The organism is Belliella kenyensis (assembly GCF_022549675.1).
Classification (GTDB): domain Bacteria; phylum Bacteroidota; class Bacteroidia; order Cytophagales; family Cyclobacteriaceae; genus Belliella; species Belliella kenyensis.
The window spans coordinates 118,089-134,731 of the sequence record NZ_JAKZGR010000002.1 but is presented as its reverse complement, the minus strand read 5'-3'; the positions used below and the strand labels follow the sequence as shown (position 1 = coordinate 134,731).

Below are 16,643 nucleotides of genomic sequence, written 5' to 3'. Positions count from 1 at the left end.
GCACTTATAAAAAACAAACTATGAATTTTCCTAAAGACCTCAAGTACACAAATGATCACGAATGGGTAAAAGTAGATGGAGACATCGCAACCATCGGCATTACAGAATTTGCTCAAAGAGAACTTGGTGACATTGTCTATGTAGAAGTAGAAACTGTCGGTGAGACTATCGCTACAGGCGAGGTGTTCGGGACAGTGGAAGCTGTCAAGACTGTATCTGACCTATTTATGCCTTTGGAAGGTGAAATCATCGAATTCAATGACGAATTGGAATCAGCACCTGAAGTAGTAAATGAAGATCCTTACGGCGCTGGATGGATGATAAAGGTAAAGTTCTCTGGTGAACTCCCTGCTGACCTTTTATCTGCTGAAGATTATGCAGCTTTGGTAGGTGCTTGATTATTTAAAAAAAAACAATAGGCTTATACTTGGATTGCTTTGGTTAGGAATGCTTCTGTTCCTAATGCTACGGCCTGGCGATAAGCTACCCAAGGCTCCAAATATTCCTCACATTGACAAAATAGCCCATTTTGGACTGTTTTTTGTTCTGATTTTCTTATGGCTGAGAATCCCAAAAAAGAAAAATATTAAAATATTTTTCACTATTTATTTAGTTTTTGGAGTTTTATTCGCTATATTAGTAGAGTATTTGCAGGGTATGGTACCGATGAGATCATTTGACTATATGGACATAACCGCAAATATCCTTGGAGTAACCGTTGGCGTAATTTGTTTTTATATTTTGTATAAGTACCAATCGAGACTTGTATAAGTAAAAATAATTAACTAGAATTGTTCTCTCCAAAGGGAAATAAATTAATAACCTTTATAAAGTAAACAACCATGGAAGCTAAGAAGACGCCAAAAGCGGATTTAACCAAAAGATCAGGGATGTTCCTGAACTTGGGTCTTCTTGTCAGTGTAGGTCTAGTTCTACTTGCTTTTGAGCATAAGTCTTATGATGCACTTGCTCTGAAAGATTTAGGACAGGTTCCTGATGACTTTGAAGAATTGCTGGATATTCCGATTACAGAACAACCACCACCGCCACCTCCGCCAGTGGAGCAGCCAATCATTCAGGAAGTTCCTGATGAAGTTGAGATTGAAGAAAAAATCGAGGTAAACTTCGATGTGGACGTGAAAGAAGAGACCGTAATCAAAGAAATCGTAATCTCTGACGCTCCAGTAGTGGAAAAGGCAGACGAAATCTTTGACGTAGTAGAAAACGTACCTATGCCTCCAGGTGGCTATGAAGGATGGAACGAATACTTAAGAAAAAATCTTAAGTATCCAACCCAAGCTAGAAGAATGGGAATTGAAGGTACTGTATACGTAGTGTTCGTCGTAAACACTGATGGTTCTATCCAAGACGTAGAAGTACTTAGAGGAATCGGAGGAGGATGTAACGAAGAAGCTATGAGAGTAGTACAGAACGCTCCGAAGTGGGAACCAGGTAAACAAAGAGGTAGACCAGTAAGAGTAAGGATGAGATTACCAATCAAATTCAAACTTGGTTAATCATAAAAAAAAGAGGAGTTTAATCTCCTCTTTTTTTATGACTTTTTTGAAAGATCACACGCAATATACTCAGCGAATCAGGCTTGATTCAATTATAAAATATTTAGAGACTGTTCTTTGATTTTCTCTAACTCATCTTTCATGATGATGACGTGCTTCTGAATAGAAGCATCATTTGCTTTAGAACCAATTGTATTGATCTCTCTACCTATTTCTTGACTTATAAATCCTAATTTTTTACCTTGACTTTGTTGTTCTTTAAGATTCTTTTCAAAGTAATCTAAGTGCGTAGCTAATCTGACAATTTCCTCAGTGATATCAATTTTCTCAAAATAGTAGATTAACTCTTGCTCAAATCTGTTTTCATCAAAACTATTTTCTTCTAGCCAATCTTTGAAATTATTTTTTATCCTTTTTCTGATTCTGTCCTTTCTGATAGGATCTTCTTCTTTAATATTTTCTAATCCTGACCTAACAATAGATAAATTCTCCTTGAACTTCTGAGCGAGAACCTCTCCTTCATCTTTTCTGAATACATTGCAATTATCCAAAGCTTCCTCTATCACTTTTTTTACCACATCCCAATCTTCTGAGATTGAAGTTTTCTCCACATTTTGAATCATCACATTGGGAGATTGAACAGCAAGTTTGAAAATATCATCTTTCTCTGCCCCTACTAGATCCGCTAATCCTAAATACTTCTGGTAATAGGAAGCAAACAATTGCTCATTGAATCCCACAGGTAAGTCCTCGCCTGATTTTCTTGAAAACTCAATGGACAAATTAACTTTACCCCGCTCAAGTTTTGAACTTACCAGATTTCTTATTTCAAATTCTTTGTCAGAAAATTGTCTTGGACTTCTTATAGAGAGATCCAAAAACTTTGAATTGAGTGTTTTGACTTCTACACTTATCACAAATGTATCATCTTCAAAACCGGCCAATCCATAGCCTGTCATTGATTTTAGCATGTTGGTTTTTAATCAATTGGTTTAGAAATTGTAACCTAAGGTCACATAAAATTTAAGGTTGTCTGTTTGAAAATTCCTGACTGGTCTAGCCAAATCAAACTTCACATAGTAATTTAATAATACTGTTCTTAAACCCGCTCCATAACTTTGAAGCCAAGGGTTATTAAAGTTATTTAAGGTAATGATAAAAGGTGAGCCTTCCGAATTGATTACCTCTGTATTTTGATCATTTATCCTCTCCCATGGTGGTGACTCATTCCATGAGGTCCCTATATCATAGAAAGCTACTAGCTGAAAATTCTTGACAAAGTTTGAGGTGATATTTCCTCTAGATAAATAAGAGAAAAGCGGAAGACGAAGCTCGGATGTAAATGTGATGACATTCCTCCCTCTGATTTCATCATAATCGTATCCCCTCAAGTCCACAAACTCTGAGAACAAGATATTGGAGTTCTCTACACCGCTAGAATTACGAACTGGAGAAGCCTCTGGCCTATTGCTTGGAGGATTGTAAAACTGATTGAATAGCCAGTTATCCATACCTCCCACCAAGTAAGTCTGTGGATTATTGCCAAAAAATGTACCAGCAAACAATCTAGTGGCTAAAGTTATATTTTTATGAATTTTCTGATAGTTTCTCACATCTAGATAAGCATTAGAGAATGATCTATCGCTTTCATTGAGTCCTTGATAATGCACTGCCCCAATCTTCCCTTTCAAACCTTGCTGCATGTAGAGTCCCAATTGCTCTGTCTTGTCTACTACAAATTCAACTCTTGCTCCTCCATAGTTTACATCAAATCGATTCTGCTCAGGTACAACTGCCCTTAACAAAGAGTCCGACCGCAAATTAAAATATTGGGTTTTCGCAACAAATGGTGCTAGCATTACCCTACTATGCACCGAGAAAGGATAAGAAAAACCAAGCTCTGTTTTGGTAAGTACATACCTTTGGAAAGTATTATTCCCATCTGCTACTTGTATAGCCCTTCTATCAAAACGTGCTCTCAGATCTACACGCTGCTTCAGGTATTGGTAATCAAAGAAGATATCACTACCCGACCTGAAATCTAGTGTAGTCATTATTCCACCTTCGATACGATGATTGTCCAAAAGATCTGACATTTGACCGTTCAAACTGATCCCAAAACCTCTCAAAGGATCTACCACAAATGTCGTTTTGAGACTCGTAGTAATGAATTGAGGAGTCATTTTTGAAGGACCTACGATCCTTTTTTGCATGGATTGTCTTCTGAAATTCTCCAATAGAGAACTCCTTGAAGCTACTGTGTTTGGTTTCTCTGCTAGCTGTCCTAGTGGAGGGATAGTGTCAAATGAATAATTATCAGTATCTATACCACCTCTTGTCTCGAACCTTAACCTTTCAGTATTGATACTACCAGTTTGGTTTGAAGGTGGAGGAAGGGTATCTAGCATTATCTCATTGCTGGAATTGCTATTAAGTTCAATCGGCTGACCTTGCTGGGATGCCCGAGAAGGAGCAGTGGTGCGTCCCCCGATCATCAGATCTTCTAATCGAATGCTTAGTGCGGTATCTATTTTGGTCTCCTCCACCTTCAATTGCTGGCGGTTGATTTCTACTTGAGTAGATTGACTTCTGGTCTCTTGCTGCTCCACTCTACGGGAAGCAATGCGTTCATTGAGTAGTTTGGCTTGCTGAATCTGAACCCTTGGTGTACTTGGAGTAAACTGATCTGAATTGGAAAAAGGCTCTACAATAAGAACACTCTGGTTTCCGTCTCTGTATGAATATGCTACGCGATTTAATCTGGAATTATAATCAAAAGCTTCCAGACTCCGGTTGAAAGCTGACATTTGACTGGAAAGCGAACCATTTGTACTTGATCTCATAAGATTCATAATACCGCTCTGATCACTTAAGTGAAGAATAAAGTTAGCATTCATCACCGCTGGTCTGAGGTTGCGGTAGTTTGAATTGGTGAGTTTAGTTACCACTTCTGAAGAATCTGTCAGGTCAATTCTAAAAAGATTGAAATAATCAGGTAATTCCCTTACGTCTGGATACCTGACATTGATCACAGAATCAGGTAAAGTAGTAGCATTGGATGTAAAAATAATAGTGGAATCATTCAAAAATACGGGATGGAGATTATCGAAAGCGTCATTTGTCAACCTTTTCCCTACTCCTCGTACATTCAGTGTGTATATATCTGTTTTGCCATTGGTCAAAGCCGACACAACCATGTTTCTTCCTGAGGAATTATAATCTATACTTTTGACCTGGGTGATATTCCTAAGGTAGATTTTATCTTGATTGGAACCATCTATTGCTCGCTGAATCAAGGTAGTAGTACCTCTTCTGAATGTAGCAATTGTCAAATTCAAAGTGTCTCTCCATGCAATTACAGGACTTGTAAGATTTACAGGCTGATCATCTGATCTGCTTCCGCCAGAGAGGATGATACGTTCTCTTTTATTAGCTACTTCTTGAACCCTTACCTGAAACTTCCCTCCGTTGTTTAGTACATATGCTAGATGCTTACCATCAGGGCTGAATTTAATGTCATTGATCGCGCCCAAATGCATAGATTTGGTCTTGGTTACCACATTAGATTCATTGAATGATTTAAAAGTGCTTAGCACAGATTCATTGGTCTTCACGTAGTAATTTTTCCAATCTTCCTCAAACACTTTGTAATTTACCCCAAGTGTATTAGCTATACTATTTTCTTCATTTCTACTTATACGGCTTAAGTTGAGTATACTGGACACATATCTCCTTCCGTATTTCTCAGAAATATAATTCCAAATTGACTGCCCTACTAGGGCAGCTTCACCTTCTTTTATTCTATGAATTTTATTTTTTTTATCTTTTCTAAAGTAATGTCTGATGTAATCATCCATTTCCATGCTCCATCCATATCCTATATACATGGCTATACCATCTACGTACCATGAAGGGAAGCTATTGATCAAATTCGATTGAAAAGCATCAGCAATGGTAGCTCCATAAAGCATCTCCTCAATGATTACCTTAGACGTGGTGTACAATAGATCCTTTTTGAATTGTTCCCAAGTACCAGGGTAGGCTACTTCTCCGAGTAGTCTGCTGAAAAATGTCTGACCATCTACAGTATAATCATCTTTGTTCAAATTTAAGTTACTCTGTAAAATCTCTTCAGGTGAATTGTATATAAAAATCTTTGGCTTGCTGTAGGCCACATATCCAATCAACTGCGTCAGCCTATCAAATTCATTTTCAAGATAATCTATTGCCATTCTAGCATTGGTAACTCCTCCATCATAATAGTAAACTTCAAAATTATTGGAGCTAAAGTAGTACCATTCGATATTATTGTGTTGCACTCTATTTTTCCCAAATCTCTCTTGGTCAAACTGGGCATTGGCTGACTTGACAAACAATGTCAGCCCAACAAATAAGATAAAGTAGCGTAAGATCTGCTTCATTAGTCAATTTTCGCTTAGATTTTAAATATACTTAAAAAAACGACTTATGTTTACATCTGAATGAGGTTCATTCTTTTTAATTAACAAATCGACCATCATTTTACTATAATACGGTATCAGCGACACACCCTTAGCTCCAAAACCATTGAAGATATAAACGCTATCATGCTTCGGATGTTTCCCCAAAAATGGTCTTCGGTCTTTGGTTGCTGGTCTTATTCCGACTTTGTGATTCACAACTTCTCGTTGTCTGATGCTCATCAAATTGTCTAATCTTTCTAATATTTCATTTTTGGCTCGCTCTGTAGGTCCTTCTTCTAAATCATGCCATGAATAGGTAGATCCTACCCTCAACAAACCGCTTGGTAAGGTAATTCTGAAAACCCCTCGATTGATAACTTCTTTGGGGTGAAATAGTTGATCAATATCCAAAATTTCTCCCTTTACAGGTGCAAATGGCAAATATGAAAAATACTTACTTTTCATGCTCCCCAATCCATTACAATATACGATAGCATTTGCGGAAATGTCTTTGTACTGGATTACATCATCTTGTATTTGCACAAAAGCTTCTTCAAATGATTCCAATCTGATCGAATTTATATTCATCAAATATGAAGTGTATGCGTCTAGCATCGTATTCACATCAAGATATCCAGCATGGGTCAATAGTACTCCTCCGAACTGATCCTCAAGTTCTTTGTACTTGGAAGTAGTAGCGATTTCTCCTATAAATACCTTGAATTTATCTTCTCCACTATGTCCCATCCACTCATTCTGCTCTTCTATACTCAAGAAAGGTCTATAAATCCCACATGAATAAAGAAACTTCTCCCCTAAGACCTCTTCCAATTCGGAATATAAAGTTTCTATCTCTGGAAAAAGCAAATCAGCATTCCATGTTTTGACCATCTTTCTCCCTGTCACAGGATTGTACAGTCCAGCAGCAATTCTGCTGCTTAGATTTTGCTCAGGCAGATCCAACACCATGACTTTGAAGCCACTTTTGATAAGCCTATAGGATAGTACTGTGCCAGCTATCCCTTGTCCAATAAGTAAAAAATCTACTTCCATGCCCAAAAATAAATTCTTTCTTTGTTATTTTGACAGATAATTCAAAATCATTCACACACTATGTTACAACTCCGCAGTTTTACTTTTAACCCCTTTATGGAAAATACTTATGTATTGTTTGATGAAACCAAAGAAGCAGTAATCTTCGATCCGGGTTGTTATGAAAAAGCAGAACAAGAGACACTTTTAAATTTTATAAAAAAAGAGGGACTTACTCTCAAATACCTCCTCAACACGCATTGCCATATCGACCATGTGCTGGGGAATGCATTTATCAAGAGAAATTTCAATGTCCCTTTATTAATTCATCAAAATGAAATTCCTGTCTTAAAGTCGGTAATAGCATATGCTTCTAACTATGGTTTCCCAGCTTACGAAGTATCAGAACCCGATGCATTCATAGATGAAAACATGACAATTGATTTTGGCAATACACAACTTGATGTAAGACTAGTCCCTGGACATGCTCCAGGACATTTGGTTTTTTATCATGAATCTAGCAAAATTTGCATAGCAGGAGACACATTGTTTCAAGGCAGTATAGGACGAACAGATCTTCCTGGAGGAAATCACGACGATCTGATCAAATATATCAAGTCCGAACTTTTTTCACTTCCTGATGATATGATTGTATATCCAGGTCATGGTGAAGAGACAAGCATTGGTTTTGAAAAAGAACACAACCCATTCGTAGGTAAAAGAGCAAGATTTTGAATATCAAAAAACATATACCAAATTTTATTACTTGCCTGAACTTATTATCGGGCATGATTGGCATCTATTTCGTTCTGAAAGGCGAAATACATTTTGGTGCATATTTCATTATTTTAGCAGCTGTCTTTGACTTTCTCGATGGTTTCTTGGCTAGAATACTCAAGGTACACAGTGAAATTGGCAAACAGCTTGACTCTTTAGCAGATTTAGTGACTTTTGGTGTGCTTCCTGCATTCATTATGTTTCAATGGATCAAAGATATCAACCCAGAATCAATACTTTATTTCTTCGCACTTATTATCGGGATTTTTTCGGCGCTGAGGCTTGCCAAGTTCAATGTTGATACCAGACAATCTGATAGATTCATAGGTGTGCCTACACCTGCCAACGCACTATTGATCAGCACACTTCCATTTTTGTACGAAAGATTTCCTAGTTCATTTGAGTGGCTTGCAAATCCTTTCATGCTCCTTGCCACAAGTGTAATAATGTCTTTCCTTTTGGTTGCTGAACTTCCTCTTATTGCGCTCAAGTTCAAAGACTTTAGCCTTAGCAACAATGGATTTAGATACCTAATTATCTTTATAGGAGTGATTTGTGTCTCCTTCTTTGGTCTAGCAGGCTTCCCGCCTTTGATAATTTCTTATATTGCACTTTCCGTTTTGGAATTTGCTTCGCAAAAAAACAAAAAGAGTTAGTTTGTATGACTATTCTTAATAGCTTTGAGAGTAATGATTCCCCTAAATTTTAGATATTTATCAAACCATCATAATTCTGACCTCGGGAGTCAGCGTCGGAAGAAGGTGATAATTATCTTTTTAAACCTATTGGTGAATATTCAGCAGCATCGAAGCTTTCTATCCTTCCTACTTTTCTCCATTTCATTTTGGCTTTTTTTCTCTGCCTCATTTGCTCAAGATGGACACTATAAATTCCCCATAACCAAGTCTGGAGTATATAAAATCAGTCAAAATCAATTAAACTCTCTGGGATTTGATCAAATAAATCAAGTCAGCATCTATGGGAATGCAGGAATGCTACCTCAAAAATTAGACGTCAAGGATCTAAAACTTCGAGAAATCCCCACACAGATAATCGATAACGAATTATTTGTTTTTTTAGAAGGCCCTCACCATAATGCATTCTTAGAAGAAGGATGGGTGTATCAGCATCACATCTATACAGATACGGCATACTATGTCCTAGGAAAATCAAACACACCTCTCAAAGTTGATGAGGAATCAACGCAGGCAGTACCCCCTTATAGTCCTGTATATCAAATCGCTACTATCAAAGAAGACCAAACAAACCTACTGACCTCTGGGAGAAACTGGTATAGTCAGCCCATATTTTCAGGCCAGAACTACAGTCAGAACATTGAAATACCTATTCACGAGGAACCAATCAGGGTCAAGTTTGAACTGATGGCACAATCTCTTCAAGAAAACAATATCAGAATAAATATCAACGGTCAAGATCAAGCTTTACAATCTTTGCCAGCTATTCCTAATAGCACCTATGGTATCAAAGGTAGAGAGGGGCAATTTAACTTTGATTTTTCAGCAAGTAGTTCAAGCACACTCTCCTTCAGGATCAATTATCAAACCAACGATCCCAATGGAGCATTGTATATCAACAAAATAATAGCCGAGATACCTATAAATAGTCAACAACTACCAGAAGGAATATTTCATCACATAGGGTCAAATACGATTTCGGTGCAAACAAATAACAACCTTCGGATTTGGAGAATACCCAATTTGCATGAGGTTACTTCCCTGGGATCCAATGGACAGTTGAGAGAGGGAGATAAATTAGCAGTATTTTCTAGTTCACTTACGCCAAGATTGACCGTCTTTACTCCCGTAGATCTCTCGTTAAGAAATTCTAATGAAAGACCACGTTTCATTATTATTTGCCATCCTACATTTACATCTGAAGCCAATCGGCTCGCTACACACAAAAGACAACTTGGAATAAACACCAAAGTGATCGAATTGCAGGAAATATTTAACAATTTCTCCTATGGCACCTATGACATTACAGCAATCAGAAACTACCTAGCCCATGAGTATCATCAAGGAAATACACTAGAACATGTCCTACTATTGGGTAAAAGCACCATCGACTACAAGGGCAAATACAGTAGTAACAGACCAAACTTAGTCCCTTCATACAGTTCAAGAAATAGCCTCAATCCTCTGGCAACTTATTCTTCTGATGATTACTATGGTTTTTTGGATTGGGGAGGTGGAGAATGGGAAGAGTCTACAAATGGAGATGAGAGGATGGTGATAGGCGTAGGTCGAATACCCGCCATCAATCATACCGAGGCTAGAGAAATCGTCTCAAAAATCATCAGTTACGAGCTAAAAACAAACCAATACGGGGAATGGAAAAGAAAAATCACGCTCTTTGCTGATGATGGTGACGGCAATATCCACCTAAATGATGCCGAAAGTCATGCTGCCTATATTCAAGAAAATTTCCCTGCATACCACATCGAAAAGATTTATTTGGATCGATTTGAGCAAATCAGGATCGGTGGAAGACAGACCTCCCCTGAGGCGCGAGCAGCATTGAGAGAAGCAATAGATCAAGGCACATTAATTTTGAATTACATAGGTCATGGAAATGAGACAACACTAACTGCTGAACAAGTATTTCAGATCAATGACTTTCGGAATTGGCCAGAAAATAAGCTATTGCCACTTGTTGTGACTGCCACATGCGAATTTGGTAAACATGACAGTCCATTTGTCAGGTCAGGAGCTGAGGAGATGTTGTTTGCTCCGAGAAAAGGAGCTATTGCTTTACTGACCACAGGAAGGCCAGTATTTTCCAGCATCAATTTCGTCCTTAACAAAGCCTTCATAGAATCTGTGTTCGAGCAATCTCACGGTGAACCTCTCGCATTGGGTGAAATCTTCAAAAGAACCAAAAACAATAGTCTCAACGGATCATTTAACAGAAACTTTTCACTTCTTGGTGACCCTACCCTGAGGTTGGCTACTCCAGAATTGGAAAGTCAAATAGATGAATACTTAGACATTGAACTGGAGACACAGGTAGACACGCTGAAAGCTATGCAGCGAATTCGACTGACAGGCACAATTATAGATCCAATCACTGGGGCTCAAGTCATGCAAGCTGGTGAATATCAAATTACGCTAAGAGACAAACCAATAACTCGTCAAACCTTGGGAGATGAAAGCAATCCCACTGATTTTGCTGAAGAAGGTCATATTTTATTCAAAGGAACAGGATTAATTGCTGATGGTAAATTTGAATCAGAGATCTTTATACCTCAAAACATTAATTATACTGTTGGGAATGGTAAAATCAGCACATTTGCTACACTAAGAGATGGTACAGAAGCAATGGGCGCAAACAAAGTACTCGTGGGGGGTAGTGATAGTCCACCGAATGATATTTTAGGTCCAGAGATAAAATTAAAATTTGGGTATGAATATGGTGATGATTTAGAATCAATGAGATCAGCCAATATCAAGCTTCAGGCTTTTTTTACTGATGAAAGCGGGGTGAATATTTCAAGCAACAATCTGGGTCAAGATATTCTTTTATACATCAATGATCAAGAACCTATAGTACTCAACTACAAATACGCTTCATTAGAAAATTCATTTCAAAAAGGAATGATAGAAACTCCACTGGAAGGTTTGAGAGAAGGTGTAAACACCATCAGAATTGAAGCATGGGACAATGTCGGTAACTTTGGATTCACCGAAAGGGAAGTCTTGATAAATGGAAGCCTTGATGCAAAAGTGCTTGAAATCAAAAACTATCCAAATCCTGCTACAGATTATAGCAAATTTGTACTTAAGCACAATCAATCAGGAAAACCTATATCCGTCACTCTAAAAGTATACACTATAACAGGTCATAAAATATATGAATCAGGCAAACGTTATGTTGAGGCTGATTATGAGATCAATGATCTTGAATGGATTTTTTTCCATTCCAAAACAAATTATCCCACAAAAGGAACTTATATTTACGAATTACAGCTAATGTCAGAAATAGATCAATCAACTGATACGGTTAGCGGAAAAATATTGATTAAATGAAAATATCGATAAGCCAATTATTCAAGCCATTTTTTTTATCAATGGTATGCTTGTCCTCGGCAAATGTCTTGGCACAAAACTCTACAATCATCGCTGGGCAAGACCCAAATCGTAGAGTAATCACTACAGCAGTTCCATTTTTGAATTTTGCACCAGACAGTAGACATTCAGCCATGGGTGACGCCGGTGTAGCTACCTCCCCTGATGCCAATTCGGCACATTGGAACGCCGGTAAGTTAGCTTTTATCGAGAAAGACATGGGTTTCTCCCTTTCTTACTCACCATGGCTTGGAAGGTTAGTGAATGATATGTCTGTAAGCTACTTGACTGGTTATAAAAAAATCGACGAAAACTCTGCATTTGGATTTGACCTGAGGTATTTCAATATGGGTGACATCCAATTGACCAATGAGAGAGGAGAGGAATTGGGAGAGTTTACACCTAGAGATATTGCTATAGGCGGGACGTATTCGAGAAGACTTTCAGAAAATCTGGGCTTGGGTATATCCGCAAGATTCATTCATTCCAATTTATCAGGAAATATCTCCTCCTCAACTGGATCTGAAAGCAGACCCGGTGTATCGGTAGGAACTGACGTCGGCTTGTATTACACAAAGGATGTGTTCTTTAGCAATAGAGAAGGTGTCTGGTCCTGGGGCGCGATGATTTCGAATATAGGTCCGAAGTTAACTTACAATAGCTCAGAAGACTTGGATTATATCCCTACGAATTTCAGAATAGGAACATCCTACAAAGTTATATTTGATCAATACAATTCTTTGACTTTTGCTTTGGACTTCAATAAGTTAATGGTCCCTACACCTCCGATATATAGAAGGAATGAAGATGGTACGCTATATACTGATCCTAATGGTGATCTTGAGGTCTTAGAAGGTAAAGATCCCAATAGACCACTTATCGCTGGGATGTTTGGTTCATTTGCTGATGCTCCAGGAGGTTTTAGCGAAGAGTTACAAGAATTCATGATTTCATTTGGTATGGAATACCTATATGATGAAAAACTAGCTTTGAGAACAGGGTATTTCCATGAAAACATCAACAAAGGCGGAAGAAGATATTTCACAATGGGGGTAGGGTTCAACTATAAGATGCTTGGCTTCGACTTCTCTTATTTGGTTCCAATGGAACAAAACCATCCGCTCGCCGAAACGCTGAGAATTTCACTGGCCTACAATATATTCAACAGATGACATTAGACAGAAGTAAAGCTCCTGACTTTCAGATACCGCAGGAAATCAATCTTCCATCACCAATAAAAAGGACTCTGGCAAACGGAGTCCATTTGTATTTTATGCCTACTCCTGAAATTGATGCTTGTAGGTTAGAAATTTGTACAGAAGCACAGCGTTCCACTTTTGAAAATGAGAAAAAATTAACTTCCTTTTTCACGCTTCATATGATGATGGAAGGCACTGAGGGAATGTCAGCCAGTGAAATAGATGATTTTTTTGACTTTTTTGCAAGTGAAGTTGATGTGACACCTGGCTTTGAACACAACAGTATTGCCCTGCTTACTACAAAAAAACATTTTGGTAAGGTGTTCCCGATATTCGCATCCTTGCTCACAGATGCTACATTTCCTGAAAAAGAGCTTGCCAAGAGAAAATCTCAAAAAGCACTAAACATTAGTATTCAAAAAGAAAAGACTTCCGTAAGTGCTAGTCAATTGTTTAGACAACAACTTTTTGGTGCTGATCATCCATTTGGACAAATTGCTGATGAAAACGACGTGGAAGATGTCCAAAGAGACGATCTGATCAAATATTACAAAGAATCACTCCTCGTGAATCCTGAAATATTTGTGACTGGAAATCTTGATGCATTTGAAATGGATCTTATTACCGAAACACTTGGCAAAATCCCAGTATCATTCATTCCTCAAGAAACGGAAAAATTTGAAAACAAGCCACAGGAAAGGCAATATGAGTTAAGAGAAGATGCTTTGCAGTCTTCATTGCGAATTGGCTTTCACCTTGTCCCAAAAACACATGTTGACTATTTACCAATCACTATTTTCAATACCATTTTAGGTGGCTACTTTGGCTCCAGATTGATCAAAAATATACGCGAAGACAAGGGACATACTTACGGGATATATAGCACTATAGGCTCACTGAAGCAGTCAGACTATTGGGTCATCATGGCCGATGTACAAAAGTCTTTTGTACATGATGTGATAGAAGAAATCTATAAAGAGATTGATATTCTAAAAAGTGAATCGGTACCAGAAGAGGAAGTGGAACTAGTAAGAAACTACATGATTGGTAATTTTTTATCTACATTTAGCAGTCCATTTGAATTAATCAATAAGTTTAAAGCTGTGCACCAGTCGGGTCTTAGCATGGACTTCTATGCTAAAAAACTAGCATACATTAGAGAATTCAGTGCGAAAGATATAAAACGAGTGGCTCAAAAATATTTTGACACCAAAGCTCTCATTGAAGTGATCGTGGGATAAATAAAAGAAAAATCTATCCTATATTTTAGAGCCTGCTTTATCAATTTTGCTTGAAGATCTTCTGGATATAGCTCTAAGAGTAAATCGGCCAATTCGCTAGCTGGTTCGAAATTAGCAGAAAGGAAGGCATGTTTTAGTTCAAATGAAATTCGTTTTCTAAGTGACAGATTTTCCTCCATAGTTTTGTTCATTGACCTGATTTTTTTACAAACTTTCACTGTGGAAGGTAGCATTTTGGAGTTTCTAGGCTGGTATTGAAATTGAGAAAAAGCTTCGGGATGGATACGTTTTTTCATACCAATATGCTCAGAAAAAACTACCTCATGGATTCTTGTCAATCTGACTAAGATATCGAAGTCTTCATAAGAAAGAGACTCATCATACCCTCCTAAGGCCTTGAGCTTTGCAGACTCATACACTACTGTTGAGGCAGATATTGGATTTCCTTCTATCACAGCTTTGTATGCATCACCACTTTCTATTGCAATGATAACATCCGCTTTCTCTTTTTCACTATAAAAAGGGCTGCACTTTCCATTATCATCGAAAAGTATCAAATCTGAAAAGCAAAATCCCGCCTTCTTGAACCTTTGCAATTTTCCAATACTCTTTTCTAAATGACCTTGACATATCAAATCATCCCCAGAAAGGTCTACGACATACTCCCCTTGAGAAGAAAATAGGCCAATGTTAAAAGCCTTACAATAACCAAGAGTCAGGTCAATAGGTATAAATTCAATCCCCCCCTGTTTTTGGCTTTCAATCCACTCCAGCACAATCCTCCTCGAATCATCCTTGCTACCATTATCGATGATGATCAATTCGAAATTCTCATATCCTTGGCTTATGACAGAATCCAATGTATGCGCCACATATTTTTCTTGGTTGAAAACAGTGCATATGATAGAGACAAGTGCTTGATCACTCATGACTCAATACTTTGACCCATGTCTCTCTGTTCTCATAAGCCTCAGCATAGTTGGATTTGAAAAACATCAATTTGTGATTGATCAATTCATTGACTTCTGAAGACCCGAAATCCAGTAAACTCACCTTTTGCTCATAAGCTAACTTTATCAGATTTGCTATTAGCAATTTTCCCGTTAGATTTAGTTGATTTTTAGGATTGATAGCAGAATAAAAGTAGTATAAGACATCTTGGGTAAGCTTCACTGCCAAAGCATGCGCTACTGACTTACCTTCATGTATGATCGTAATTACAAAATAACGCTCAGGAAAGTTAGATACTTGTAATATTAATCTGTCTAAATCCTTGTGTGGCATATGCCCTCTATCCTCTTTCCAAGATGCGATTTCGTCCAAAAAAGAAAAACTTTGAATATTACCCATTTTCACATTGTAAGCGTTTTCTTTAGCTTTTTTATTGAGCTTTGGATAATGGCTCTCTACCCATTTTTTGATTAGCTTTTTACTTTTCATCAGCTGATGACTCAGCACTTTTTCAAGTTGAAAATTCGACTTAAACAATAAATAAGTAAATAGTGCAGAGCATTTTTCATACGAACTAGGAGCTTGAATGATTGAAATTTTGGAAATCCCCAAGTTTCGTAGACTACTAGTGACAAACTCTATAAATCCCAATAAACTCTCAGATTCAATTTTACCCATTGACCATAATCCACCAAAAGGTGACTGAGGTAAAGAGGATGCTTCTTTTGCCTCATTGATAGAAAAAGTAATTAATGCCAAACAATTGCCTTTTTTGATTATAGATGCTTCAAGTAGTAATTTGGTATCAGAGGCATCAAATGCTTGTAAAAAATAATCATGCTGTTCCCCTTCTGTTTCTTTTATCAAAAAGGAATGACTATCATTCCACTTTTGCTCAAGCTTGATCAAACTCATCCCTATCTCTGATATAATCTTCTTCATCAAACCCCATATTCCCCATTCCCAATAGAATGGCTTGCTCTCCAAATTCTACAGAAGACCAATACATGGCTGGAATAATCAGACCTTTGGATGGACTGTCCAATACAAAGCGAGACCTGTCCCCCATCTTTCCTTCCAACTCAACTATCAAAACACCCGACATGGCTATCAAAAGTTGTACTTCTTTCTTATGCGCATGGACACCCCTTAAGCTACCTTCTGGCACATCGCTGATCCAGAACACCCTTTTGACATCAAAGTCAAATTCATCAGTAGAACTCATAAACCGAATTTGTCCATCTGGTCTAGCATGACCATCAAAACTTATCAGTTTAGGAAATATAAAATTATTCATAGACTTTCAAATTTAAGAGAAAAATTTACACTTGAGGACATGGGAGATTGCTATTTTGTTAATTTTGAGATTTGAATTTACGCAGATTAGTCAGTGGTATCG

14 protein-coding genes are annotated in these 16,643 nt (G+C 37.6%); 8 read left to right on the top strand and 6 right to left on the bottom strand.

Annotation, left to right across the window (positions count from 1 at the left end; all coding sequences use genetic code 11):
• Window positions 1-20: 20 nt before the first annotated feature.
• The 3 genes from gcvH to MM214_RS02210 all read left to right on the top strand — a co-directional run bounded on the left by gcvH (window position 21) and on the right by MM214_RS02210 (window position 1,517).
• Window positions 21-398, top strand: coding sequence for a glycine cleavage system protein GcvH (gene gcvH, locus MM214_RS02220; protein ID WP_241291505.1), 378 nt, complete (start codon window positions 21-23; stop codon window positions 396-398).
• A 49-nt stretch (window positions 399-447) separates the two neighbouring features.
• Window positions 448-771, top strand: coding sequence for a VanZ family protein (locus tag MM214_RS02215; protein WP_317208402.1), 324 nt, complete (start codon window positions 448-450; stop codon window positions 769-771).
• Between the two features lie 71 nt (window positions 772-842).
• On the top strand, window positions 843-1,517 hold the full coding sequence (locus MM214_RS02210; RefSeq protein ID WP_241291503.1) for an energy transducer TonB: 675 nt from the start codon (window positions 843-845) through the stop codon (window positions 1,515-1,517).
• A gap of 92 nt (window positions 1,518-1,609) precedes the next feature.
• Here MM214_RS02210 and MM214_RS02205 read toward each other — a convergent pair whose 3' ends face one another.
• Genes MM214_RS02205 through MM214_RS02195 form a run of 3 tightly spaced genes read right to left on the bottom strand, consistent with a single transcriptional unit; the run spans window position 1,610 to window position 7,012 of the window.
• Entirely contained in the window at window positions 1,610-2,488 is an 879-nt protein-coding gene (locus MM214_RS02205) for a YicC/YloC family endoribonuclease (RefSeq protein ID WP_241291500.1), read from the bottom strand.
• A gap of 21 nt (window positions 2,489-2,509) precedes the next feature.
• Window positions 2,510-5,938, bottom strand: coding sequence for a biopolymer transporter Tol (locus MM214_RS02200; protein ID WP_241291497.1), 3,429 nt, complete (start codon window positions 5,936-5,938; stop codon window positions 2,510-2,512).
• Between the two features lie 21 nt (window positions 5,939-5,959).
• Window positions 5,960-7,012, bottom strand: coding sequence for an NAD(P)/FAD-dependent oxidoreductase (locus MM214_RS02195; RefSeq protein WP_241291494.1), 1,053 nt, complete (start codon window positions 7,010-7,012; stop codon window positions 5,960-5,962).
• A gap of 60 nt (window positions 7,013-7,072) precedes the next feature.
• Here MM214_RS02195 and MM214_RS02190 point away from each other — a divergent pair, with 60 nt between their 5' ends.
• The 5 genes from MM214_RS02190 (at window position 7,073) to MM214_RS02170 (ending at window position 14,293) form a co-directional block, all read left to right on the top strand.
• Window positions 7,073-7,726 (top strand): MBL fold metallo-hydrolase, encoded by a 654-nt coding sequence (locus MM214_RS02190; RefSeq protein WP_241291491.1) that lies wholly within the window; start codon window positions 7,073-7,075, stop codon window positions 7,724-7,726.
• Window positions 7,723-8,424 carry a CDP-diacylglycerol--serine O-phosphatidyltransferase gene (pssA, locus tag MM214_RS02185; protein ID WP_241291488.1) on the top strand — a complete coding sequence of 234 codons (702 nt, stop codon included), beginning with the start codon at window positions 7,723-7,725 and terminating at the stop codon, window positions 8,422-8,424. The genes MM214_RS02190 and pssA overlap by 4 nt, the downstream gene beginning before the upstream one ends.
• Before the next feature lie 132 nt (window positions 8,425-8,556).
• On the top strand, window positions 8,557-11,814 hold the full coding sequence (gene porU, locus MM214_RS02180) for a type IX secretion system sortase PorU (protein ID WP_241291485.1): 3,258 nt from the start codon (window positions 8,557-8,559) through the stop codon (window positions 11,812-11,814).
• Window positions 11,811-13,025 carry a type IX secretion system outer membrane channel protein PorV gene (gene porV, locus MM214_RS02175; RefSeq protein WP_241291483.1) on the top strand — a complete coding sequence of 405 codons (1,215 nt, stop codon included), beginning with the start codon at window positions 11,811-11,813 and terminating at the stop codon, window positions 13,023-13,025. The genes porU and porV overlap by 4 nt, the downstream gene beginning before the upstream one ends.
• Window positions 13,022-14,293 carry a M16 family metallopeptidase gene (locus MM214_RS02170; protein WP_241291479.1) on the top strand — a complete coding sequence of 424 codons (1,272 nt, stop codon included), beginning with the start codon at window positions 13,022-13,024 and terminating at the stop codon, window positions 14,291-14,293. The genes porV and MM214_RS02170 overlap by 4 nt, the downstream gene beginning before the upstream one ends.
• Here the strand turns inward: MM214_RS02170 and MM214_RS02165 are convergent.
• The 3 genes from MM214_RS02165 to MM214_RS02155 are packed head-to-tail and all read right to left on the bottom strand — an operon-like array spanning window position 14,245 to window position 16,541.
• Window positions 14,245-15,222 carry a glycosyltransferase family A protein gene (locus MM214_RS02165; protein ID WP_241291477.1) on the bottom strand — a complete coding sequence of 326 codons (978 nt, stop codon included), beginning with the start codon at window positions 15,220-15,222 and terminating at the stop codon, window positions 14,245-14,247. The two genes, MM214_RS02170 and MM214_RS02165, sit on opposite strands and share 49 nt — an antisense overlap.
• On the bottom strand, window positions 15,215-16,186 hold the full coding sequence (locus MM214_RS02160; protein ID WP_241291474.1) for a hypothetical protein: 972 nt from the start codon (window positions 16,184-16,186) through the stop codon (window positions 15,215-15,217). The genes MM214_RS02165 and MM214_RS02160 overlap by 8 nt, the downstream gene beginning before the upstream one ends.
• Window positions 16,140-16,541, bottom strand: coding sequence for a sugar 3,4-ketoisomerase (locus tag MM214_RS02155; protein ID WP_241291471.1), 402 nt, complete (start codon window positions 16,539-16,541; stop codon window positions 16,140-16,142). The genes MM214_RS02160 and MM214_RS02155 overlap by 47 nt, the downstream gene beginning before the upstream one ends.
• Window positions 16,542-16,643 lie beyond the last annotated feature (102 nt).